This is a genomic window from Variovorax sp. GW822-FHT04E09, assembly GCF_058800845.1.
The window spans coordinates 1105786-1127052 of the sequence record NZ_JBXAMR010000001.1 but is presented as its reverse complement, the minus strand read 5'-3'; the positions used below and the strand labels follow the sequence as shown (position 1 = coordinate 1127052).

Genomic DNA, 21267 nt, shown 5'->3' with positions numbered 1-21267 from the left:
CGCGAGGGTCGAACGGGCTGGCTGGTGGTGCCTTCAGCGGCACCGGGTGCGCGAAGAGCGCTTCAGCAGCAGTTCGGATGCGACCCGACGAACCGTACGGGGGAGGGAGAGTGAATAGCAGTGTCTTCCATCGCGCACCTCCAGTCCGGTTTGTTGATCGAGGCGTCGAATGTAGCGAGGTTCGCGCGGTCTGTGAAGTGCCAGGCAATGCAAGAAGGCTGCGGCAGAATGGGCCGATCCACAGGGAGATGCGATGAATCCGAAGAAGATCTTCGACGCGGCGCGCGAAGCCGATGTCGACACGGTGCGCGCCTGCATCGCAGCCGGGGCCGACCTGGCCGCCGTGAACAAGCAGGGCTTCACCGCGCTGCAGTGCGCCGCGATGGGCACGAACGAATCCGAGCTCGAACCGATCCTCGCCGTGCTGCAACTGCTGCTCGACGCCGGCAGCCCCCTCGAATACACCGGCACCGACGGCCGCACCGCGCTGTACCTCACGGCCGAGTTCTCGCCGACCACGGAGCCGGTGCAACTGCTCATCGACGCGGGCGCCAACCCCGACGTGAGCGACAGCCACGGCAACCACATCACGGAGAACGCGATGGAGGAAGAGGTCGCGCAGCTGCTGTCGCGCATCACCGGCCACGCGCTGCCCGAGCCGCCACCGCCCGAGCCCGATCCGGTGAAGATGAGCGCCGCGCAATGGCGCGCCGCCGAGGCACGCATCGCCGACGTGTTCGCCGCGCTGACGCAGGCGGGCCTGGTCGCGCTGCAGGACGCGGGCGACACGCAGTCCGACGGCTTCTCCGATTGCTCCGAAGCGTTCCGCGAACGCGGCGGCAAGAAGGCCGGCGTGCACGGCTTCTGCTTCTACACGCGGCAGGACCAGAACCGCGCCAAGCGCACCAGCCAGCTCTCGCTCGCGTTCTGGGGCGCGCCCGAGGGCGGCGATGCGGACATGCAGCGCGTCGGCGAACTGGTGGTCGGCCAGTTCCGCGGCGCGGGCTTCGAGGTGCGCTGGAACGGCGCGTCGTCGATGCGGCCCGAAGTCGATCTGCGCGCGTAAGACTCAGCCCAACGCCGCGCGCAGCCGGGTCGCGAGCTGGCGCGCCTGGGTGGGCGAGGCGACGTTGGTGAAGCCCATCAGCAGCCCCTGGCCTTCAACTGCAGTGGTGCCCCGGGCCGACAGCGGCTGGCAGTTCAGGCCGGCCGCCTGCGCGCGGCGGGCCAGCACCACGTCGCTGTCGCGGTGCCCTTCGAAGCGCGCGATCAGGTGCATGCCGCCGGCCTGCAGGTCGATGCGCACGCCGTCGCCGAAGGCCTTGTGCAAGGCCTCGACCAGCAGGGCGCGGCGGCGCGCGTAGAGCAGGCGCATCTTCTTCAGGTGGCGCGAGAAATGGCCGTCGCGCATGAAGTCGGCCACTGTGGCCTGCGTGATCTGCGGGCAGCCGTTGGACGCGATGCGCGCCGCGTCCTCGAAGCGTTCACGCAGCGATTCGGGCACCACCAGGTAGCCCAGCGCGAGGCCCGGGTAGAGCACCTTCGAGAAGCTGCCTGCGTACAGCACGCGGTCGTGCCCGTCGAGGCTCTTGAGCGCGGGCAGCGGCGCGCCGGCGTAGCGGTACTCGCCGTCGTAGTCGTCCTCGACGATCCAGGCCTTGGCGCGCGAAGCCCAGTCGAGCAGCTGCAGCCGGCGCGCCAGCGACATCGACACGCCCAGCGGCGCCTGGTGCGAGGGCGTGACGACCGCCATGCGCGCCTTCGGCGAGCGGCGCACGCCCCGCGCGACCACCAGGCCTTCGCCGTCCACCGGCACCGGCACCACGCGGTGGCCGTCGCTGTGCAGCACGTCGCGCGTGGGCGCATACCCCGGGTCTTCGATCCACACGCGGTCGTCCCGGGCGAGCAGCGTGCGCGCCACCAGCGCCAGCGACGTGCGGTAGCCACCGGTGACGAAGACCTGCGCCGGCTGGCAGTCCACGCCGCGCGACACCCGCAGGTAGGCCGCGATGGCCTCGCGCAGCGGCGCATGGCCTGCGGGGTCGCCGTAGAACAGGTCGGCCGCGCCCATGGCGCGCGCACGGCGGGCCATCAGCCGCGCCCAGAGCTTGCGCGGAAAGGCGTCGAGTGCCGGGATGCCGAGCTGCAGCGGTGGCGGGGCGGTGGGGCCGGCCAGTGCCGGCGCATCCGCGACGGGGCGTGAGCCGGCGCGCACCGGCCGCTGCACCGGCAGCGACGGCGACACCACCGTGCCCGCCTGTCCCTGTGCGCAGAAATAGCCTTCGCCCGCGAGCTGGCTGTAGGCCGCTTCCACCGTGCCGCGCGCCACGCCCAGCTCGCTGGCCAGGCTGCGCGCCGAGGCCACGCGGTCGCCGGGGCGAAGCACGCCGTGCTCGATCGCCGTGCGAAAGCGCTCATAGACCTGGCGATGCAGCGGGGTCGCGGTCGAGCGGTCGATGCCGGGGAGGGCGTTGTCTGGCGGTTCGATCATGGCCCAGTCATTTTGACGATTCTTGGTTCTTTCGTCTGGTGCATCACGATCCTAAGCTCGTGCCTTCCAACAGCCAGCAGGAAAGAAGGACACGCAATGGGCGAGAAGGTATTCGTGGCGGGCGCGACCGGGGCCGTGGGCTCGGCGCTGATCCCGCTGCTGGTCGAGGCCGGCCACACGGTGTACGGCGGCACCCGCCGCGCCGAGCGTGCGGCGGCGCTGGAGGCACGCGGTGCCACGCCGGTCGTCGTCGATGTGTTCGACGCGCAGGCCTTGCGCGACGCGCTGGTGCGCATCGCGCCCACGGTCGTCATCCACCAGCTCACCGATCTGCCCCGGGACCTGGACCCGGCGCTGATGGCCGAGGCGGTGGTACGCAATGCGCGCGTGCGCATCGAGGGCACGCGGCACCTCGTGGCGGCGACGCTGGCGGCCGGTGCGAAGCAGCTGATTGCGCAAAGCATCGCCTGGGCCTACGCGCCCGGACCGACGCCGCACACCGAGGACGATCCGCTCGACCTCGGGGCCGAAGGCGGACGCCGCATCAGCATCGACGGCGTGGCGGCGCTGGAGCGCAGCGTGCTGGGGGCCGTCGGCCTCACGGGCACGGTGCTGCGCTATGGGCAGCTGCATGGGCCGGGCACCGCGAACGCGGCACCGAAGGGCGCGAGCCCGGTGCATGTCGAGGCCGCGGCCTGGGCGGCACTGCTCGCGATGCGGCATGCGCGCGGCGGCATCTTCAACATCGCGGAGGACAGCGCCGAGGTCAGCAGCGAGAAGGCAAGGCGCGAACTGGGGTGGCATGCGGCATTCCGGCTGTCACAGGAGGTCGCGTCATGAAGGCCGCACGCTGGCATCGCACGCCGTCGATCGGCGCGGGCCTCGCAGGGCTGTCGCTGGTGCTCGCCGCCGGCTGGGCGCTGATGCCGCGCACCGGCCAGCAGGAGGCCGTGCAGTGGTTCGCCGACGTGTGCAGTTCGGTGGCGCGGCCGATGTTCGCGTCTGCGCCCGTGCCCGCAGGCTCGGAGGCCACGGCGCGGCCCGCGACGCAGGTCAAGGTGCTGTCGTGCGAGGCGCTACCGCACGTGCCCGGCAAGTCGGTGACGACGGTGCTGGTCGACTTTCCACCGCTGGCCTACTCGCCCGCGCACCGGCACCCGGGCTCGGTGACCGCGATCATTGTCGAAGGCACCATCCGCTCGCAGCTGGGCGGCGGCCCGGTGGGCACCTTCAAGAGCGGCGAAACTTTCTTCGAGCCGCCCAACACGCTGCACATGTTCGCGGAGAACCCCGACCCGGTGAAGCCCGCGAAGCTCATGGCGGTGTTCGTCACCGACAGCAATTGCGGCCCGCTGCTGCTGCCGCCCTGAGCGGCCCCGGATCGCGCAAGGGCTCCGGCGCCTGCAGCGCCGCGCGCGTTTAGAGTCCGGCGATGACCCTGACCTATGCATACCTCGCTGTCGCGATCGTCGTCGAAGTGCTCGCGACCAGCTTCCTCAAGGCCTCGGACAGCTTCACCCAGCTCTGGCCCAGCGTGGCCACGGTGGTGGGCTACGCGGTGTCGTTCTACTTTCTCTCGCTCGCGCTGCGCGTGCTGCCCACCGGCATCGCCTACGCGATCTGGTCGGGCGTGGGCATCGTGCTGATCTCGGTGGTGAGCTGGCTCTGGTTCGGCCAGACGCTCGATGCACCGGCCATCGTCGGGCTCGGGCTGATCATCGCGGGCGTGGTGGTGGTCAACGTGTTCTCGAAGTCGGTGGGGCACTGAGGCATGGGCACTGTCGAACAGCTGCTGCCCCGGTTGCCCGCCGGCACGACATGGACGCCAGCCAGCGAGGGCGAGTCGGGCGATGCGGTGTTCCGCCGCAGCGATGGCGCGGCCTTCGCGAAGGTGTCGCTCGGTGCGGGCGCCGCGCAGCTCGACGAAGAGCGTCGTCGCACCGAATGGCTCGTGCCGTACGGCGTCGGCTCCGCGCGCGTGCTCGACTGGCGCGCGACGCCCGAAGGCGCCTGCCTGGTCACGGCCGCGGTGCCGGGCGTGCCGGCCAGCGACCTGCCGGCGGCCGAGCTGCTGCGTGCCTGGCCGTCGATGGCGCGGCGCCTGCGCGCGCTGCACGAGATCCCGGCGGGCAAGTGCCCCTTCGCGCGCCCGCTGTCAGCCATGTTCGACCGCGCCGCCGATGTCGTCGCACGCGGCGCGGTGAACCCGGAGTTCCTCGACCCCGACCAGCAGCAGGTACCGCCGCCGCACCTGTTGGCGCGATTGCACGCCGACCTGCCGCACCGGCTCGCACAGGAAGCGCAAGACCTCGTGGTGTGCCACGGCGATGCCTGCCTGCCGAACTTCCTGGTCGATCCGCAGACGCTGCAATGCACGGGCCTCATCGACGTGGGGCGGCTGGGCACGGCGGACCGGTATGTCGACCTGTCGCTGCTGCTGGGCAATGCGCGCGAGAGCTGGCGCGATGCGGCCGACGCGCGCGCCGCGCATGCCTTGCTTTTCGCGCAGTTGGGCATCGACACGCCCGACGACGGCCGGCTCGAGTTCTATCTTCGGCTCGACCCGCTGACCTGGGGGTGATGGCGGCGCCGGCGCGCCGCATTGTTTCCTTTTCGGGAACGCCGTGGTTCTTTTTGCTGCGGGTTTTTACCTAGATCACGCCGCACAATTCATCTCACGGACCGGCCCCCAAAAGCCGGTCCGGATGAACAGGCCCCGAGCGAGTTGGCCGCCCTTCAAGAAGAGGGACGGTGACCCACCCCAGACCGGTTCAAACCATCCAAGCCAACACTTGTACTACTGAACTGAATTGAAGAAGGAAACCGCCATGAACGCCTCGAAGATCCTCTCCGCCGTTGCTGTTGCCCTGATGGCTGTCGCCGGTGCCGCCCACGCTGAAACCTACGAAGGCGTGCATCGCCTGACCTCGGCCGCCAGCCGCGCCGACGTCGCCGCACAAGCCGTCGTGGCCGCGCACAGCGCCGACCCCTATGCCACCGGCGCCGAGGCAGGCCCCGCCCAGGTGTTCGTGTCGACCGTGAGCCGTGACGCCGTGCGCGCCCAGGCCGTGGTGGCCGCCCGCAGCGAGAACCCCTACAGCGAGGCCGTGACCTCCCGCGTGGCCCCGGTGCTGGCCAGCGGCCTGGACCGCGCCAGCGTGCGCGCCGAGGCCCGTGCCGCCGCTCGCGGCGAGGCACTGCCGCTGTAATCGATCGGTCTGACAGGCAGGCACGCGCACTCGGCCCCACGGGGCGGGTGTCGGCGGGCCAGGGAAAGAAAAACCGGCCTTGCGAAAGCAAGGGCCGGTTTTTTCACGAATGGGGTGGGGCGGTCGTCAGAAGCAGCGTTCTTCGATCGTGCCCACGCGGTCCGGATAGAAGGCCACGTAGTCCTTGATCGGCGCGACCGATTCATAGGGTGACTCGTAGGTCCACACGGCATTCACCGAGCGCTCGCCGCCGGCTGGAATGCTGTAGTAGGCGCACTCGCCCTTGTACGGGCAATAGGTCGCATGCGTGGTGCGCTCCAGCAGCGACATGCGCACGTCCTTGCGCGGAAGGTAATGCACCGTGCCGAAATGCGACTCTCGCAAGGTCAGCGCCTCGCGCGAGCTGGCAATGACATGGCCTCCCACCGACACCACCACGCGCAACGGATTCGGCGTGATGGTGATCGCATGGTCGGGGCCCGGAATCTTGACGGTGCGTTCTGGCGTGGCGAACATGGACAAGCTCCTTCGGACGAATCGGCGGATGCGCATCTTGCTGCGTTGTCGCGACGATTTGAAGTCTCCCGCGAATCCACCTGTTCCCGGCGTGGTTAAAGGCGGCCGGGCTCGAAAACCAAAGTTTCAGATTCGCTGTTTTTGCGGTGCACACCGAAGCCCGCGCGGCCCGGCGCGATGTGTTCGTGCAGCGTGAGCGCCGGAATTTCGTAGTCGCCGCCGTTCTGCGGGCGGAACGCAATCGGGTCGGTGGTCCACAGCGTGTCGAGCCGCTCGCCCAGCCCGCCGGTGATGCGCGCATAGGCTGCGGCATCGACCTTGCCCGTGCGGTGCACCACGAAGGGTGGCAGCACGTCGAAGCCGGGGTAGTAGAGGATGCCGTGATGAATGGGGAACAGCAGGTCGTCCATCGGCCCGTTGATGCCGCGCGGGGCGTAGTGCGAGGCCCAGCCGCCGGTCGTCACCACCAGCATCGCGCGCTTGCCGGCCAGCGTGCCTTCGCCGAAGCGGTCGCCCCAGTGTGTATCGGAATGTTCGCCCACGCCGTAGGCAAAGCCGTAGGCGTAGATGCGCTCGATCCAGCCCTTGAGGATGGCGGGCATCGAGTACCACCACAGCGGGAATTGCAGGATCACCGCGTCGGCCCACAGCAGCTTCTCCTGCTCGGCGGCGATGTCGGCGGTCTGCGTGCCGCCTTCGAAGGCGCGCAGCGAATCGAGCACGGGGTCGAAGGGCGCGGTGGTGTCGCGCGCGGGAAAGTCGTCGGCGTCGAGCGCGGGCTTCCAGCGCATCGCGTACAGGTCGGACACGCGCACGGAATGACCGGCGCTCGTGAGGCGTTCGATCATGAAGCGATGGAGCGAGCCGTTCAGCGAGGCGGCTTCGGGATGGGCAAGGACCAGCAGGATGTTCACGGTGTCAAAGGGTTCGAGTGAAGATGCCCTCAGGTTAGGGATCGCCGCGCTATATTGGAAATGAATAGTTTGAATGCCAGGTATCGCCATGAACAATTTCAGCCGCATCGACCTCAACCTGCTGGTCACGCTCGACACCTTGCTGGCCGAGCGCAACGTGACCCGCGCGGCCGAGCGCCTGAACCTCTCGCAGCCCTCGGTGAGCGTGCAGCTGGCCAAGCTGCGCGAGCTCTTCGACGACCCGCTGCTCGTGCCCGCGCAGCGCGGCATGCGGCCCACCGCGCGCGCCGACGAACTGCGCGAGCCGCTGCGCGAAGCCCTCGCATCGCTGGGCCGCGCGGTGGCGCCCAGCCAGCCCTTCGACCCGGCCAAGGCGACCACCACCTGGCGCGTGGCCGCGGCCGACTACGCCGAGTCGGCCATCCTGCTGCCTGCGCTGGCCGGCCTGCGCGTGGCCGCGCCCCACACCCGGCTGGCCGTGGTCGAGGCCGTGCCGACGCGCATGGCGCGCCAGCTCGAGCAGGCGGAGATCGACCTGTTCTTCCACACCAGCGTGGGCGCGCCGCCCGGTCTGCACCGGCGCGTGCTGTTCCACGAGCGCTACGTGCTGGCCGGGCGGGTAGGGCACCCGCGCCTGAAGCGCCGTCCCACGCTCGCGCAGTTCTGCGCGCTGGAGCATGTGGTGGTGTCGCTCAGCGGCGGTGGCTTTGCCGGCCCCACCGACGAGGCGCTGGCGGCGCAGGGCCTCACGCGGCGCGTGGCGCTGTCGGTGCCGCACTTCCTTTTCATGATGTCCGTGCTCGCCAGCACCGACATGGTCGCCATGCTGCCCGAGCGCCTGGCGCGCGGCGCGCCGGGGCTGCGCGTGGTGGAGGCGCCGCTGGAGGTGCCGGGCTACGAGATGGCGATGCTGTGGCACGAGCGGCGGCATCGCGACCCGGGGCATCGGTGGCTGCGCGAGCAGATCGCCCGCAGCTTGTAGCGCCGGCTGGCGAGCCCGCCAGCCCCTTCGCCGGCATCGGCTTTCCGCCATGACGACGCAGAGCTTGCCGCTGCGGGCGTACAGTCGAAGCGTGGGCCTGTCGGGGCTCTCTCTGCACGAATGGAGGTCGAAGATGGCCCAGCACGCAATTACCGCGGTTCACTTCAAGGACGGAAAGGTGGACCTCGTCGCCATTCACCCGGTCGTGGAGAAGGAGTTCGGTTCGACGGAATTCGCCCTTGGCACGGCACAGCGCGTCAGTGTCGGCGAATGCGTCAAGCTCCTTGCGGCCGGCGAGGAGGTGTGCCTGGCCCGGCGCACTGAAAACCACGGCTGGGAAGTCATTTGCGACGCCCGGCTCTTGCCGGGCGGGACCGCTTTCGCCGGCGTCGACATCCTGGACCGTCCCACCGATGCCTTGCTGCAGCTTCCTGCGTGGGACTAGGTCACCGGGTGCCCGCGCCGGATGCAGCTGTGAAGGGCCGCCAACAAGTCGCCGACGATCGATTCAGCCGGAGACGCTCTTTGTGTGACGGAAGAAGTTCTCGGGGTCGTACCTGCGCTTGAGCGCCGCGAGTTTGTCCAAGTTGGACCGGCCGTACGCGGCTTCGATGCGGTCCTGACCCTCTTCCTCCGTCAGGAAGTTGATGTAGGCCCCGCCTGTCGAGCAGGCGCGCGTCGCTTCGAAGCAGTCCCTCGCCCACTGGATGTGGATGTCGTCGTCCCCCGGCTGCTCCCAGGAGCCCGCGATGTTCAGCACATAGGCCGCGTCCCGGTTGCCCGCCGGCGAATGCCCGGCAGGCAGCTCGCCCAGCGCACCCTGTATCTGGAACAGGAGGATGGCCGAATAGGGCGACTGAATCCGGCCCGCATGCGTCACGGCGAGGTCGATGGTCCGCTGATCGATGCCTGGCAGGTAGTGCGACTTCCAGTAGTAGCGCCGTCCCTTGGGCTGCGTGGCATCGAGCAGGCTCTGCATCTGCGTGTAGGGCCGGCGCGTCACGATGTCGGCCACCGGCTGGCCAAGCCTGCGCAGCGGTGCGATCAATGCCTCTCCCTCTTCGACCTTGCCGGTGTAGCAGACGAAGATGGCCACGATCGGCTTGCCGTGCACTTCCTTCGGGAGCCAGGGGGCCGGCGGCGCGATCCGCAGAACCGCCACGCTGGTCAGTTCGCGCGGGGCCTCTGCGCTGAACGCACGGTAGGCGTCGAGAACCTGCCGGGCGTCGTCGCCGCTCCATGCGATCGCACCGCCCAGGATTTCGGGGCCGACGGGAAAGAGCCGGTACTCGAAGGAGGTGACGATGCCGAAGTTGCCGCTGCCACCACGCAGTGCCCAGAACAGGTCCTCGTTCTCGTCCGCAGACGCACGCAGGACCTCGCCGCCGGCCGTCACGACCTCCATCGAGACCACGTTGTCGCAGGTCCAGCCGTGGCGACGCGTGAGGTAGCCGAATCCGCCGCCGACGGTGAGGCCTGCAATCCCGGTGGCAGACACAAAGCCGAGCACGGCGGCGAGCCCGTGCAGCTGTGTCTCGCGGTCGACGTCGCCCAGCGTGCAGCCCGCCTGCGCGCGCGCCGTGCGACGCGCTGGATCGACCCAGACACCTCTGAGCAGTGACATGTCGATCATGAGGCCGCCCTCGCAGACCGCGAGCCCTGCGATGTTGTGGCCGCCGCCGCGCACGGAACTCAGAAGCCCGTGCTGGCGCGCGAACCGGACGGCCTGCACGACATCGACCGTGCCGGTGCAGCGCGCCACCAGGCCCGGGCGGCGATCGATCATCGCGTTCCAGACCTTGCGCGACTCCTCGTAGGCCGGGTCCTCCGCGGTCAGCACCTGGCCTTTGAACGTGGCCTTGAACGACTGCAGGATCTCCGGCGAAAGGTCCACGGTCCCGCCGTCCATGCGTGTGAGTTGAGTCGTCATGAGTCGTCTCCGTGATGAGTGATGAAGTCGGAGGCAGCTTGCGCGTGACCATGCGCCCGAACAAGTCCAGAATCTGAAGCGTTGCCGCTCTGGAGACGAGGCGATGGAAAACACCTACGGTCAGTTCTGCACCGTCGCCAGGGGGGCCGAGGTGTTGTGCGAGCGATGGACGCCGCTGGTCGTGCGCGAGTTGCTGTGCGGCAGCAAGCGCTTCAACGACCTGCATCGCGGCGTGCCGCGAATGTCCACCAGCCTGCTGGCGCAGCGGCTTCATCGCCTCGAGGAATTCGGTGTCGTGCGCCGCAACACCGTCGGCAAGGTGTGGGAATACAGCCTCACCGAGGCCGGCGAGGAACTTCGACCCATCGTCATGGCGCTGGGCCATTGGGGTGCGCAGTGGATCGGCAGCCGCCTGCGCGACGACGAACTGGATGCGGGCCTGCTCATGTGGGACATGCGCCGGTTCGCGTGCATCCAGGAGTTCCCGCCCCGGCCTGTGATCATCCACTTCCAGCTGCGCGACGCACGGACGCGCGAGCGCACGTGGTGGCTCGTGGTGGAGGACGGCGTGGCCGATCTGTGCCGCGAGGACCCGGGGCGCGAGCTGACGCTCGTGGTGGATGCCTCCGTGCGCGCCTTGACCGAAGTGTGGACGGGCGATCGCACGCCTGCGCAGGCGCTTCAGTCGCGCGAGATCCGTGTCGATGGGGCGAGGTGCGACGCGCAAGACCTGTGGCGGTGGCTGGGCACCAGCGTGTTCGCCTCGACACGGCGCGCCGCGGGACGGAAGTTGCCGGACGGCCAATCTCTGGCGCCGTAGCTGCTCACGGCGAGCCGGCTACGCCGGTGCAAGGTCCTCGTGGATGCACAGAAAGTTGCCTTCCGTGTCCTTGAACCAGGCCGCCTTTTCCGAGCCGAGCACGCAGACATGGTCGACCGTCTTCAGGTCGGGAAAGTCGTAGTCCTCGAACACCACGCCGGCGCACTTGAGCTTGTCGATGCTGGCGGCGATGTCCGGCACCTGGAAGCTGATCGCCGTGTGGTCGGCCTTGGTGCCCTCGGGTTTGGGGAACAGCGCCAGCGTGCTGCCGCCCACCGTGTAGACGAACTTGCCGTCGGGCCGCAAGCCCCCCGCCTTCAAGCCCAGGCAGCCCTCGTAGAAGGCACGCGCGCGGTCCATGTCCTTCACGGGAAGCATGGTCGTGACAGACGATTCGGACAGCATGGTGGGTCCTTTCGCACAGTTCGGCGCAGCGGGTGCCGCTTGGCGGCATGGTCTTGGCTGGCCGGGCGGTGGTCAGCTTACGCCTGCGGCGGGTGCGATGCCAGTGCGGTGGGTAACCTGTTTGGTGATGCGAGGCCCTTCGCGAACTCGCCTTAGGTGTTCAGGAAGCAGCGCGTCGTCGCCATCATCCGCACGTTCTTCGTCGAGTTGACGGAGGGCGTGTGCAAGAGGCGCAGGTCCATCAGGAAGACGTCACCGGCGCGTCCTGACATCTCGACGAGGCCGATGCCCAGTGGGTGAAGGCTTTGCGCCAGGTCGCCGGTCGTCTTCAGAAGCTGCCGCAGCTCGGAGGCCGCAACGCGCCCCGGTGTGCCGACGCGATGCGACCCGGCCAACGCCAGCGTCGCGCCGCCGCCGGGTGCCACGTCGTCGATCAGGAAGAAGGCCTGGATTCCCGGCAGCGGGTCTTGCGGTCGGGTCGAGAGGTCGACATGCCAGGTCAAACCAGTGAGGGTCGAGGCGCCTTGAAGGGGCGGGGACAGCAGCAGCTGCGTGTCCTGGATGGCGGTTGGAGCGCGCCCGCCCAGGCGGGTGACGCAGTCGATCAGCGTCGGCGTCACCAGCGCTTCGTGCACGCCGGGCACGTTGACGAGCGCCGACAGCTTGCCGATCTGCTGGAAGACGGGGAGTTTGTGCAGCGCGCTGGGCAGGCTCTTTCCACCGGACAAGGCTTTCAGGCGTTTGATCTCGTCGAGCAGTTTCTGCCGCAGGCCCGCGATCTGCTTTTGCGGATGGAAGCCTTCCAACCGCACATAGCCTTTGTCGGTGAAGAAGTCGGTGTGAGAGGGAGTCATGGCTTGAAGCGGCCGCGCAGTCCGCTAATGAACGTCGCGCGGCGTGGAAGCAAGAATACAAGAGCGGCTGCACAGGGCGAGCATGGCTAACATCGGCCGAAAGCAGATCAAGGAGGACGCAGGATGACCGTGGTTGCAGAGACTTTGCGGATGGCGACGCTGCAGCGGCTCGGGGCGTCCGCGCCCTTGGTGCAATTGGCGATGGGCGAGTGCCTTCAGGAAGTGTTTCGCACGGTCTGCCTAGGGCCAGCGTTCCTGGCGTACCACGGCGCCCGCGCACCCGACGGGCCGCCATGGGTTCCGCTGTGGGATCGCGGCAGCCGGGTGACGGGCCTGCGCGCGCATCCGGGTGGCCTGGAGTTCGTCGAGTTCAGCGTGGAAGACCCTCGCGCGTTCGAGCGGATCGCGTTGACCGAGCAAGGCTTCTGGGTGACCCGCTTCGACGCGCTGTATGAAAACGATGTGCCCGAGGGCGTCCTGCATGAGGCCGCACGGCGGGTCGGGTTCCGGTATCTGGATCAGCACCTGGCTGCGAGGGAAGAGGCCGAGGAGCGATTGAGCACCTTCAGCGATCACCGCCTGTGGCTGCAAGGCCTCGTGGCGGACATCGATCGACAGGCCAGCGAGGCCTGACCGCAGTGTTCACACGAAACCCATCCTTTCATTGGTGCATCGTCCTCGCATCAGCTCTCATGCTCCACATGCCCGCGCATCCGGCCGAGGTCGAACCCGCTCGCGACACGACGTCCGCACAAGCGCAGATCCCGTTCTTCGATGCCGTGGAGCGCGGTCGCCTGGGCGAGGTCGAGGCATTTCTTGCGCAGGGCTTTGATGCCAACGATGTGCAGGGCTACGGTTTCAATGTGGGCGACTCGCCACTGATGAAGGCCGCACAGCAAGGCAATGCGCAGATGGTGAAGTTCCTGCTGCGTCGCCATGCCGATGTGAACTACCGCAACGCCAACGACGGCGAGACGGCGCTGCTGCGCGCAGCCAAGTTCGCGGGCTCCGGCGGCATCAGCGACACGCACGCCATCGACTTCCGCCAGACCCTGGCGCTGTTGCTGAAGGCGGGCGCGAACCCCGACACGCCCGATCGCAACGGCAGCCTTCCGTTGTTCTTCGCGCCCACGACCTGGGTCATCCAGGCGCTGCTGGCCGCCGGCGCCGACCCCAACGCCGCGAGCTCGAACCCGCCGCTGATCGAGCATGCGCACGACCCGGCGCGCGTGCGGCTGCTGCTGGCCGCCGGCGCGCGGCCGGATGTGCGCGATGCGCAGGGCGTGTCGGCCCTGGCGATGGCAGCGGAGAAGGGCAGCCTGGCAAGCGTCCGGCAGCTCCTGGCGGTCATGGCGCCGGATGCGGTGCGGGGCACCGATGCCGATGGGCACAACGCGCTCGATGCGGCGGCCAGGGGTGGCGATGCGGGGATCGTTCGCCTGCTGCTGGCGCGGGGCCTGCCGGAGACCGAGCGCGCCATGCGCGCAGCGGCGACGCAGGGGCATCTGCAGGCAGCCCGCCTGTTGCACCGGGCCATGGACCCGCCGCGGTGGCCGTCCCTCGAAGCAGGGGCGCCGGCCGAGGCGCGGGTCTATCTGCTGATCCTGCAGCAGAAGCCGCAGGAGGCCCTGGCCGCCTACCGCGCCTTCGAGGCGCTCGCTTGCGGACGCATGACGCCCTTGGCGTCGGCGGTGGATGCCGGCAACGTGGAGGCCGTGCGCGCCTTGCTGGCCCTGGGCGTCGACGTGAACCACCAGACCCCCGCGCCGCTGCGCAGCGAGCTGGTGCCGCAGCCGCAGACCTCGTCGGGGCTGCCCCGCCTAGTCCATGTGCTGCCGCCTCCTTGCGACAACGCTTCGCTCGCGCCGCAGGCGGGTTCGCCGACGTTGCCACAGGCCACGCAGCCTGTCGGCCGGTTGCCGTTCGCACCCGCGCCCGGCACTGGAAGCGCCTTGCCGCCAGCGGGGTTCTGGACAGACAACGCCCTGATGCGCGCGGTGGCGCGGGACCACATCGAGATCGCGCGGTTGCTGGTGGCGGCCGGTGCCGATCCGGCGCTGCGCAGCCACTACCCGCCGCACGCATCGGCGCAGACATGGCTGCAGGCGCACCCGCCATCGCATGGCGCGTCGCTGGCCGCATGGAAGAAATTGCTGAAGCTGAGTCGGCCCTGAGATGCAAACCCTGTCGCTCGATATCCGAGGTTGGCTTTGGTAGATTCCGCCACTCCGATCTCCACTGACAGGAGCGCTTCATGAGTACACAAAAAGAACTGCATCGCGGCCGCCTGATCGACCACATCGGACTGGTCGTTCGCGATCTGGCGGCCAGCAAGGCTTTCTACAGTGCCGTCTTCGAGGTGCTGAACATCCCGATGGGCGGCTCCGACGAACACAACTTCTGGGCCGATGAACTCTTCGTCTCGGCGCCCGGCAGCGAGGAAGTGCAGGGCGCGCTGACCGGACGCCACCACATCGCGTTCCAGGCGCAAGACCGGGCCATGGTGGATGCGTTCTACAAGGCTGCGTTGGCGCACGGCGGGCGGGACAACGGCCCGCCAGGTGAGCGCCCCTACCACCCGGGCTACTACGCGGCGTTCGTGCTGGACCCGGACGGCAACAACATCGAGGCTGTGTTTCACGGCGTGGCCGATCGCAGTGCGGCTTCGGTGCGGATCAGGTTCTGATCGCTCCCGGTACGTCGTCCCGAAGCCATCGCTAGTAGAGGTAAACCGCCCCCCGATTGACGGCGCTGTTGTCCGCCTGATCGCCACCGATGCCGGTTGCGGCGCTGCTTTCTCCTCGCGCCCCCACCGCGATCGTCCGGCCGTCTGCCGTGATGTCGATGGCCTCGCCGAACAGATCGCCGCTTCCCGTGTTGGATGCCTTCAGATACTTCGCATGGGCGAACTGCGCGCCGGCCAGGCGATACACGTGGACCGCGCCGGACCCGGGGGCCGCGCCTTGCGTCGTGTCGGCATCGACTCCCGTTCCACTGCTCGAATCACCGCGCGCGGCGATCGCCAGGGCGGTGCCGTCCTGCGTGAGCGCCAGGCCGAACCCGCCGAACATGGCGTCCGGCGTGAGCTGGGGCGCCGGGATCGTCTGGGCGAGGGCGTAGGTGCCCGCGTTGCGCCGGAACACATGGGCGACGCCAGCGCGAGACACGCCCGCAACCGACGCATTGCGCGTGCCGATGATCACCGTGTTGCCATCGCCCGAGATGGCGGTGCTGGCGCCGAACAGATCGTGGAGGGTGGGCACCGGTGCCTTGAGGTAGGCCCGCTTGGTCCATGTGCCCGTGCCGGTGTCGTAGCCATAGACGAATGCCGCGCCGGCATTGGACACGCTGGTGTCGGTTTCATCGGTGAGCGAGCCGCTGGGCTCGTACTGCGCGCCCACCACGATCGTGCTGCCATCGGCCGAGATCTTTGCTTGCACGCCGAACAGCGAACCCGGCTGCGCATGCTCGGGTTCGATGGTGGCTTCCCGGGCCCAGGTGCCGCCCGTCTTGCGGTACACGTGAAAGCTTCCACCCCTGGCGCTGAAGTACTCCGAGACCACGACCACCGTGCCGTCCCGCGAGATGCCGAGGAACGCGCCGAAGTTGCCTATGAAACGCGGCGCTGGCGGGTTCCACTCGTCGGCCTGCGTCCAGCCCGAGGGGGTTCTCGAGAACACCTTCACCAGGCCCTGGTCGCCAAACGCCCCATCGTGGCCAGGCATGCCCACGAGCAAGGTGCCGTCGTCCGAGACGACCGGGTTGGGAACGCTCCCCACCTGGAAGCCCAGCGTTTGCACCCACTGCCACTGGCCCGCGCTGCGCGTGAACAGCTCCAGGGTGGCCCCATCGCCCACGGCCATGGCACTGCCGTCCGGGGACAGGGCAAGGCCTCGGCCGAAGGCGTGGGCGCCGGTGGACGTCGACTTGAAATAGCCGATCGCCCGGTTGCCATCCGGCGTGACCGGCAGCGACCAGGGGCTGCAGCCATTGGCATTGCAGGCCTGCAGCGCATGGCGCCATGCGGCCGGTGGCTGGGTCAGCGCCAGTTCCTGCCGCGCGTAGGTGGTGCTGCCGAGGTTGTCCGCCACCACCGTGAAGCTGCCTGTCGCGCCCGGGTCTTCACCCAGCCGGTAGTAGGTGGCGTTGGCGACGGCCGGCCAGCTGAACAGGAACGACTTGGGCGCATAGCCCACGCTGGGCGCGGCGGGAATCGGCGGCGGCTGCAACGACGGGTCGGCGGCGCACTGGGCCACCACCGAGGTGACGGCCGCGTTGACCGTGCCGCTGGCGCCGGTGAGCTTGCACAGCAGCCCGGCCGGTTGCGTGTGCACGGTCACGTCGTACGTCGCGCCTTCGGGCACGACCTGCGCGAACGCGAAGTGGCCATCGGCCGTGAGGCTCAACGGGTCCGCACCGTTGTTGCGCAGCACCAGTGTTCCGCCCGCCAGGCCCGAGAGCGTGCCGCCCACCGTGTGCGTGATGGCCGCGCAGATCACGCGCACGTCGGTGACGGCGGCCGAGGCCGTGCCCTGGCCCGCGCTCACCGCGCAGGTCTGCCCCTGCGGTTGCCGGGCGATGCTCACTGCGTAGGGATTGCCGGCCGTCACCGGCTCGGTGAAGCGGAAGGCGCCGTCGGCCTCGAGGGTGAGATCGTCCTTGCCGTTGTTGCGCAGCACCAGCGTGCCGTTCAATCCCGAGACGCTGCCGCCGATGGGGTAGCTCGCGGCTGGCGCATCGGGCTGCACAGGCACCACAGGCACCCAGCCGATGCCGCCACCCCCGCCGTTGCCTCCGCCCCCGCATGCCGCCAGCACCAGCGCGGCCATCCATGCCGCATGCCTCGCAGCAAGGCGCTGCAGACCCCTCGATTGAATCACTCGCCCACCTCGTCTCGTTTGGTGACGAGATGCTATGCAGCGAGGCGGGCGCTGGAAATCCCAAGAAACTGGTAGACCCGAAGAGGCACGCGGCTCACAGCCTGGGCGTGTACTTCACCGTGAACAGCACATTGCGCGGATCGCCGTAGTTGTTGTTCCCGTTGGCCTCGCTGTAGGCCGGGATGTAGTAGCGCTTGTCGAAGATGTTGTTGATGTTGACGGCCAGCGCCACCTCCGGCGTCAGCTGGTAGGCCAGGCGCGCGCTCCACACGGCGAAGCCGGGCACCTTGTACGTGCGGTCGTAGCCCAGCGTGTGGCGCTGGATGCTGAAGCCGCCGCCCACGCTGAGCCGGCTCCAGTCGCCCGGTAGCTGGTAGTTGGTCCACACGCGCAGCATGTGCTTGGGCGTCCACTGGCTGAAGATCTTGCCCTTGTTGTCCGGGTCTTCGAGGAACTTGGTGGTGTTGTAGGTGTAGCCCGCCGTGAGCTGCAGCCGCGGCGCGACCTCGCCGCTGACTTCGGCCTCGAAGCCCTGGCTGCGCACCTTGCCCGACGACTTGGAGCAGTACCAGCCATCGCACGCAAAGCCGCCATCGCGGTCGGTCACGGCGCGGTTGGTGTGGTTGTAGCGGAACACGGCCAGCGAGGTGTTCAGGCGGCCGTCCATCAGCTCGCCCTTGAGGCCCACCTCGTAGTTGCTGCCGATGATGGGCTTGAGCCCGTCGCCCGAGACGGTGCGCTCGGTCTGCGGCTCGAACACGTCGGTGTAGCTCGCGTAGGCCGACCATTGCTTGTTGAGCGCGAACACGAGACCGACATAGGGCGTCACTTCGCCCGACGTGCTGACGGTGCTCGTGAAGCCCGCAGACTGGCTCGAATAGAGGTAGTCGTACCAGCTCAGGCGCGCGCCGACGATGGCCGTGAGCGGCTCGGCCAGTTGCGCCCGCCAGCTGCCGTAGATGCCCTTTTGCCGCACGTCGTAGTGCGTGTGGCTCTTTCCGCCGCCGGCGGCCATGATGGTGTCGTAGTTCTGCGCCGGGCGGTTGTGGTCGATGGCGAAGATGTTGCCGCCGCCGCTGAACCGGCGCGCATACCGGTCGGTCGACTCGAACTTCGAATAGTTGGCGCCGATGGTCAGGTCGTGCTGCATCGACAGCGCGTCGAAGCGCCCGCGCAGGTAGACGTCGAAGCCGAGCTTGCGCGAATCGAAGCGGGTGTCCCAGTCGGCGAAGTTCAGCCCGCTGCCGTCGGCTTGCACGTCGCCGTGCATGCGCTGGTGCTGCGCGCTGTTCTTCTCGTTCATGCCGAGCGCGGAGAACTTCAGCTTCCACTTGTCGTTGAAGCGGTGCTCGGCGTCGACATACACCGTGGTCTGCTCGATGTCGCTGTGGTTCCACAGGGCACCCGTGAACACGGAGCGCGGCAGGCCGATGTCGGTGCCGTCCGGGTAACGCGGAAAACCGCGCAGCATCGGACGCCCCTTGGCGTGCGAGTGGCTCACGCCGAAGCCGACGGTGGTGTCGGGCGAGATGTCGTAGTCGATGGCGCCGTAGAGCGAGCGCGTCTTGCGCCACACGTAGTCGGTGAACGAGTGGCTGCGGTCTTCGTCGACCACCACGCGGCCGCGCAGCGTGCCTTCGGCATTGAGCGGACCGCCGGCGTCGATCTGCGCGCCGTAGTGGTCCCACGAGCCCGCCTTGCCGGTGAGCGTGAGCGTCTTCTCGGGCTGGCCGCGCTTGCGCACGAGGTTGATCGCGCCGCCCGGGCTGCCCGTGCCTTGCAACAGGCCCGAGGCGCCGCGCAGCACCTCCACGCGGTCGAAGAACACCGTGTCTTCGGTGGCCCAGTTGCCCAGCGAGTACATGTTGCGCGGCACGGGCACGCCGTCGTACTGCCAGGCGTCGATCTGGAAGCCGCGCGACGTGAGGACCATGCCCGGCCCCACGCCCTTGACGCCCACCACGCCCGTGACGTTGTTGACCGCGTCGCGCAGGTCGACGAGGCCCTGGTCGTCCATGCGCTGGCGCGTGATCACGCTGACCGATTGCGGAATGTCCTTGAGCGCCTGCTCCCCCTTGCCGAGGGTCAGCGCGCGCGCCGTGTACGAGCGCGTGCCTTCGGTGGTGGCGCTGCGTTCGGCCTCGGCCGTGACTGTGACCGGTGCGAGCGTGGTGCTGCCGTCGGCGCCGGTGTCTGCAGGGCCGCCGATGCTCGAGCGGCGCAGCGCATACGCGCCGCCCGCGCCACCCGCCGCCTCGAGGCCCGAGCCGGCCAGCAGCCGCGCGAAGCCTTCGTCCACGGCGTGCTGGCCCTGCAGGCCGGGCGAGCGTTTGCCCTGCGCGAGGGCAGGCGGAATCGTGATGCTCACGCCGGCAGAGGCAGCGAAGCTCGACAGGGCCTCGTCGAGCGGGCCGGGTGCGATGTTGTAGGCCTTGCGTGCTTCGGCTTGTGCGGCCGGTGCGTTGGGCACGCCCGGCGTCTGCGCGGCGACCGTCCCGGCGGCGGCGCACGCCATGGCGAACAACGCGCCGTGCACGGCGAGCGACAGCGCACGCAACGAGACGGCGTCGGAATCAAGGGGGGACGGTCGGCGACGGGCCATGGATTTCTCTCTCTCCTGCAAGGGGTGTGAAGTTGCTGTTCCTCAAGGCTTCACACGCGAGGAAAGAAAAGGGGACAGGCCGCGACAGAAAAAATCGCAGCGGCCGAAATCGCCGCCGGCACCCGATGCCTCAACTGCCCGGCGCCACCACCGTGACCCAGTAGCGCGTGCGAAAGAGCACGTCCACCGGCAAGGCCTGCGGCAGGCTGTCGAGCACCGGGCCGGTGTCGCGCAGCTGGAACATGCCCGACACGCGCAGGTCGGCCGCAGCCGGATCGCAGCGCAGCACGCCGGGCCGGTAGCGGCCCAGCTCGGCGAGGAAGTCGTGCAGCCGCATGTTCCTGGCGCGCAGGACACCGCGCGACCAATCGTCGGCATCGGCGTCTGCCGCCGTGATCTCGCCGATGGCCGCCGAAGAAAACATGGCCTGCTCGCCGGCACGCACCACCGCCGTCAGGCTGCGCGCGTGGTCGGGGCGAACCTCGACCGCGCCGTCGAGCACCGTCAGATGGCTGCGATCGCCTTCGTGCTGCCGGACCACGAAGCGCGTGCCCAGCGCACGCAGGCGCCCCTGCGCGGTCTCGACGATGAAGGGGCGGTAGGAGGCGTCGGAGGAGGGCACGGCATCGGGCGCCGTGTCGATGAGTATTTCGCCCGCATGCAGCCGCACGAGGCGCTGCGTCGTGCCGTAGGCCACGTCGATGGCCGTTGCGGTGTTGAGCTGAAGGCGCGTGCCGTCGGCCAGGCGCAGTTCGCGGCGTTCGCCCGTGGCGGTGCGGTGGTCGGCCAGCCATTCGCGTGCCGGCGATGCGCGCCAGGCCAGCCAACCGGCAGGCGCTGCGGTCAGCAGCACGGCGAGCGCCTTGACCGCTGTGCGGCGGTCGCTGCGCACCGCTCGGCCCAGCACCGGCATCGACAGCGCGCCCGGCAGCCTGCCGAACTTGCCGCTGACCTGCTCGGCGCGCTGCCAGGCCGCTTCGTGCGCGGGGTCGGCCGCCCGCCAGCGCGCCCATTGCGTGCGATCGGCCGCCGTGGCCTCGCCCGACTGCAGCAGGACGAACCATTGCGCCGCCTGCAGGGCGACGGCCTTGTCGACCCCGACCGCCATCGTGCGTTGCACCGTCACGCGACCAGCAGGATGCAGCGGGCCATGGCCTCGGCCATGTAGCGCTTGACCGTGCGCTCGCTCACGCCCAGCTTCGCGGCGATCTCCGCATAGCCCAGCCCTTCGAGCTGTGCCATCAGGAAGGCCTGGCGCACCGGCGGCGCCAGGCCGTCGAGCATGGCGTCGATCTCTTGCAGGGTTTCGAGAATGATCGCCTGCTGCTCGGGCGAGGGCGCCAGCGGTTCGGGCAACGCGCTCAAGGCCTCGAGGTAGGCCTGTTCCAGCGAACGCCGGCGGTACAGGTTGGCCAGCAGCCGCTTGGCAACGACCGTCAGGTAGGCGCGTGGCTCCCGCAATTGCCAGTCGCACTGCTTCTCGGGCGTGTGGTCTGGCGCGGTGAGGATGCGCAGGAAGGTGTCTTGTGCGAGGTCTGCCGCATCGAAGGCATTGCCGAGCTTCCTGCGCAACCAGCCCTGCAGCCACCCGTGGTGCTCGCTATAGAGGGTGTGGATGTGCGGGTGCAGAGCGGGATCGGCGGCCATGGCGGACGTAGTGCGGT

The 21267-nt window shown here is 69.0% G+C and carries 22 protein-coding genes; 12 read left to right on the top strand and 10 right to left on the bottom strand.

Translation table 11 applies throughout. The features are described 5' to 3' along the window. Positions 1 to 253: 253 nt before the first annotated feature. Positions 254 to 1066 (top strand): ankyrin repeat domain-containing protein, encoded by an 813-nt coding sequence (locus tag AC1RL8_RS05340; RefSeq protein WP_492684111.1) that lies wholly within the window; start codon positions 254 to 256, stop codon positions 1064 to 1066. A gap of 3 nt (positions 1067 to 1069) precedes the next feature. Here AC1RL8_RS05340 and pdxR read toward each other — a convergent pair whose 3' ends face one another. Continuing rightward, the gene (gene pdxR / locus AC1RL8_RS05335) at positions 1070 to 2491 is read right to left on the bottom strand and encodes a MocR-like pyridoxine biosynthesis transcription factor PdxR (protein WP_492684110.1); all 1422 of its coding nucleotides are present in this window, start codon (positions 2489 to 2491) and stop codon (positions 1070 to 1072) included. Positions 2492 to 2587: 96 nt separating this feature from the next. Between pdxR and AC1RL8_RS05330 the strand changes: the two genes are divergently transcribed. The 5 genes from AC1RL8_RS05330 to AC1RL8_RS05310 all read left to right on the top strand — a co-directional run bounded on the left by AC1RL8_RS05330 (position 2588) and on the right by AC1RL8_RS05310 (position 5700). Further along, positions 2588 to 3331: an NAD-dependent epimerase/dehydratase family protein gene (locus tag AC1RL8_RS05330; protein WP_492684109.1), complete on the top strand. Its 744-nt coding sequence runs from the start codon at positions 2588 to 2590 to the stop codon at positions 3329 to 3331. Continuing rightward, positions 3328 to 3861 carry a cupin domain-containing protein gene (locus AC1RL8_RS05325; protein WP_159276347.1) on the top strand — a complete coding sequence of 178 codons (534 nt, stop codon included), beginning with the start codon at positions 3328 to 3330 and terminating at the stop codon, positions 3859 to 3861. Before AC1RL8_RS05330 ends, AC1RL8_RS05325 begins: the two co-directional genes overlap by 4 nt. Positions 3862 to 3923: 62 nt before the next feature. Continuing rightward, positions 3924 to 4259, top strand: a complete 336-nt coding sequence (locus tag AC1RL8_RS05320) for an SMR family transporter (protein ID WP_062481473.1) — start codon at positions 3924 to 3926, stop codon at positions 4257 to 4259. 3 nt (positions 4260 to 4262) lie between these two features. Next, a complete protein-coding gene (locus AC1RL8_RS05315; protein WP_492684108.1) occupies positions 4263 to 5072 on the top strand; it encodes an APH(3'') family aminoglycoside O-phosphotransferase in 810 nt (269 codons plus the stop codon). A gap of 247 nt (positions 5073 to 5319) precedes the next feature. After that, positions 5320 to 5700, top strand: a complete 381-nt coding sequence (locus AC1RL8_RS05310; RefSeq protein WP_095947133.1) for a helicase SNF2 — start codon at positions 5320 to 5322, stop codon at positions 5698 to 5700. A 126-nt stretch (positions 5701 to 5826) separates the two neighbouring features. Here AC1RL8_RS05310 and AC1RL8_RS05305 read toward each other — a convergent pair whose 3' ends face one another. Both AC1RL8_RS05305 and AC1RL8_RS05300 read right to left on the bottom strand, forming a co-directional pair. Beyond that, positions 5827 to 6216 (bottom strand): DUF427 domain-containing protein, encoded by a 390-nt coding sequence (locus AC1RL8_RS05305; protein ID WP_062481469.1) that lies wholly within the window; start codon positions 6214 to 6216, stop codon positions 5827 to 5829. Positions 6217 to 6311: 95 nt separating this feature from the next. After that, entirely contained in the window at positions 6312 to 7130 is an 819-nt protein-coding gene (locus AC1RL8_RS05300) for an NAD(P)H-dependent oxidoreductase (protein ID WP_492684107.1), read from the bottom strand. An 88-nt stretch (positions 7131 to 7218) separates the two neighbouring features. Between AC1RL8_RS05300 and AC1RL8_RS05295 the strand changes: the two genes are divergently transcribed. Together AC1RL8_RS05295 and AC1RL8_RS05290 are read left to right on the top strand one after the other, a co-directional pair. After that, a complete protein-coding gene (locus AC1RL8_RS05295) occupies positions 7219 to 8112 on the top strand; it encodes a LysR family transcriptional regulator (protein WP_492684106.1) in 894 nt (297 codons plus the stop codon). Positions 8113 to 8161: 49 nt separating this feature from the next. After that, positions 8162 to 8557, top strand: coding sequence for a hypothetical protein (locus AC1RL8_RS05290; protein WP_260684859.1), 396 nt, complete (start codon positions 8162 to 8164; stop codon positions 8555 to 8557). Positions 8558 to 8620: 63 nt separating this feature from the next. Here the strand turns inward: AC1RL8_RS05290 and AC1RL8_RS05285 are convergent, their stop codons facing one another. Then, positions 8621 to 10042, bottom strand: a complete 1422-nt coding sequence (locus tag AC1RL8_RS05285) for an FAD-binding oxidoreductase (protein ID WP_492684105.1) — start codon at positions 10040 to 10042, stop codon at positions 8621 to 8623. A gap of 103 nt (positions 10043 to 10145) precedes the next feature. On the opposite strand from AC1RL8_RS05285, the gene AC1RL8_RS05280 reads away from it, so the two are divergent. After that, complete coding sequence (locus AC1RL8_RS05280) at positions 10146 to 10862, top strand: winged helix-turn-helix transcriptional regulator (RefSeq protein WP_492684104.1); 717 nt, start codon at positions 10146 to 10148, stop codon at positions 10860 to 10862. Between the two features lie 18 nt (positions 10863 to 10880). Here AC1RL8_RS05280 and AC1RL8_RS05275 read toward each other — a convergent pair whose 3' ends face one another. Together AC1RL8_RS05275 and AC1RL8_RS05270 are read right to left on the bottom strand one after the other, a co-directional pair. Continuing rightward, complete coding sequence (locus tag AC1RL8_RS05275; RefSeq protein WP_492684103.1) at positions 10881 to 11267, bottom strand: VOC family protein; 387 nt, start codon at positions 11265 to 11267, stop codon at positions 10881 to 10883. Positions 11268 to 11419: 152 nt separating this feature from the next. Next, a complete protein-coding gene (locus AC1RL8_RS05270) occupies positions 11420 to 12121 on the bottom strand; it encodes a phytanoyl-CoA dioxygenase family protein (protein ID WP_492684102.1) in 702 nt (233 codons plus the stop codon). A gap of 123 nt (positions 12122 to 12244) precedes the next feature. Between AC1RL8_RS05270 and AC1RL8_RS05265 the strand changes: the two genes are divergently transcribed. The 3 genes from AC1RL8_RS05265 (at position 12245) to AC1RL8_RS05255 (ending at position 14807) form a co-directional block, all read left to right on the top strand. Beyond that, positions 12245 to 12754: a hypothetical protein gene (locus AC1RL8_RS05265; RefSeq protein ID WP_492684101.1), complete on the top strand. Its 510-nt coding sequence runs from the start codon at positions 12245 to 12247 to the stop codon at positions 12752 to 12754. Between the two features lie 59 nt (positions 12755 to 12813). Further along, positions 12814 to 14295, top strand: coding sequence for an ankyrin repeat domain-containing protein (locus AC1RL8_RS05260; protein WP_492684100.1), 1482 nt, complete (start codon positions 12814 to 12816; stop codon positions 14293 to 14295). Between the two features lie 80 nt (positions 14296 to 14375). Then, the gene (locus AC1RL8_RS05255; protein WP_447745094.1) at positions 14376 to 14807 is read left to right on the top strand and encodes a VOC family protein; all 432 of its coding nucleotides are present in this window, start codon (positions 14376 to 14378) and stop codon (positions 14805 to 14807) included. Positions 14808 to 14838: 31 nt separating this feature from the next. Here AC1RL8_RS05255 and AC1RL8_RS05250 read toward each other — a convergent pair whose 3' ends face one another. The 4 genes from AC1RL8_RS05250 to AC1RL8_RS05235 form a co-directional block, all read right to left on the bottom strand. Continuing rightward, positions 14839 to 16950 (bottom strand): hypothetical protein, encoded by a 2112-nt coding sequence (locus tag AC1RL8_RS05250; RefSeq protein WP_447787658.1) that lies wholly within the window; start codon positions 16948 to 16950, stop codon positions 14839 to 14841. Positions 16951 to 17095: 145 nt separating this feature from the next. Continuing rightward, positions 17096 to 19603 carry a TonB-dependent siderophore receptor gene (locus tag AC1RL8_RS05245; protein ID WP_492684099.1) on the bottom strand — a complete coding sequence of 836 codons (2508 nt, stop codon included), beginning with the start codon at positions 19601 to 19603 and terminating at the stop codon, positions 17096 to 17098. Between the two features lie 130 nt (positions 19604 to 19733). Continuing rightward, a complete protein-coding gene (locus AC1RL8_RS05240) occupies positions 19734 to 20729 on the bottom strand; it encodes a FecR domain-containing protein (RefSeq protein WP_492684098.1) in 996 nt (331 codons plus the stop codon). Beyond that, the gene (locus AC1RL8_RS05235) at positions 20726 to 21250 is read right to left on the bottom strand and encodes a sigma-70 family RNA polymerase sigma factor (protein ID WP_070061085.1); all 525 of its coding nucleotides are present in this window, start codon (positions 21248 to 21250) and stop codon (positions 20726 to 20728) included. The genes AC1RL8_RS05240 and AC1RL8_RS05235 overlap by 4 nt, the downstream gene beginning before the upstream one ends. Positions 21251 to 21267: the final 17 nt, after the last annotated feature.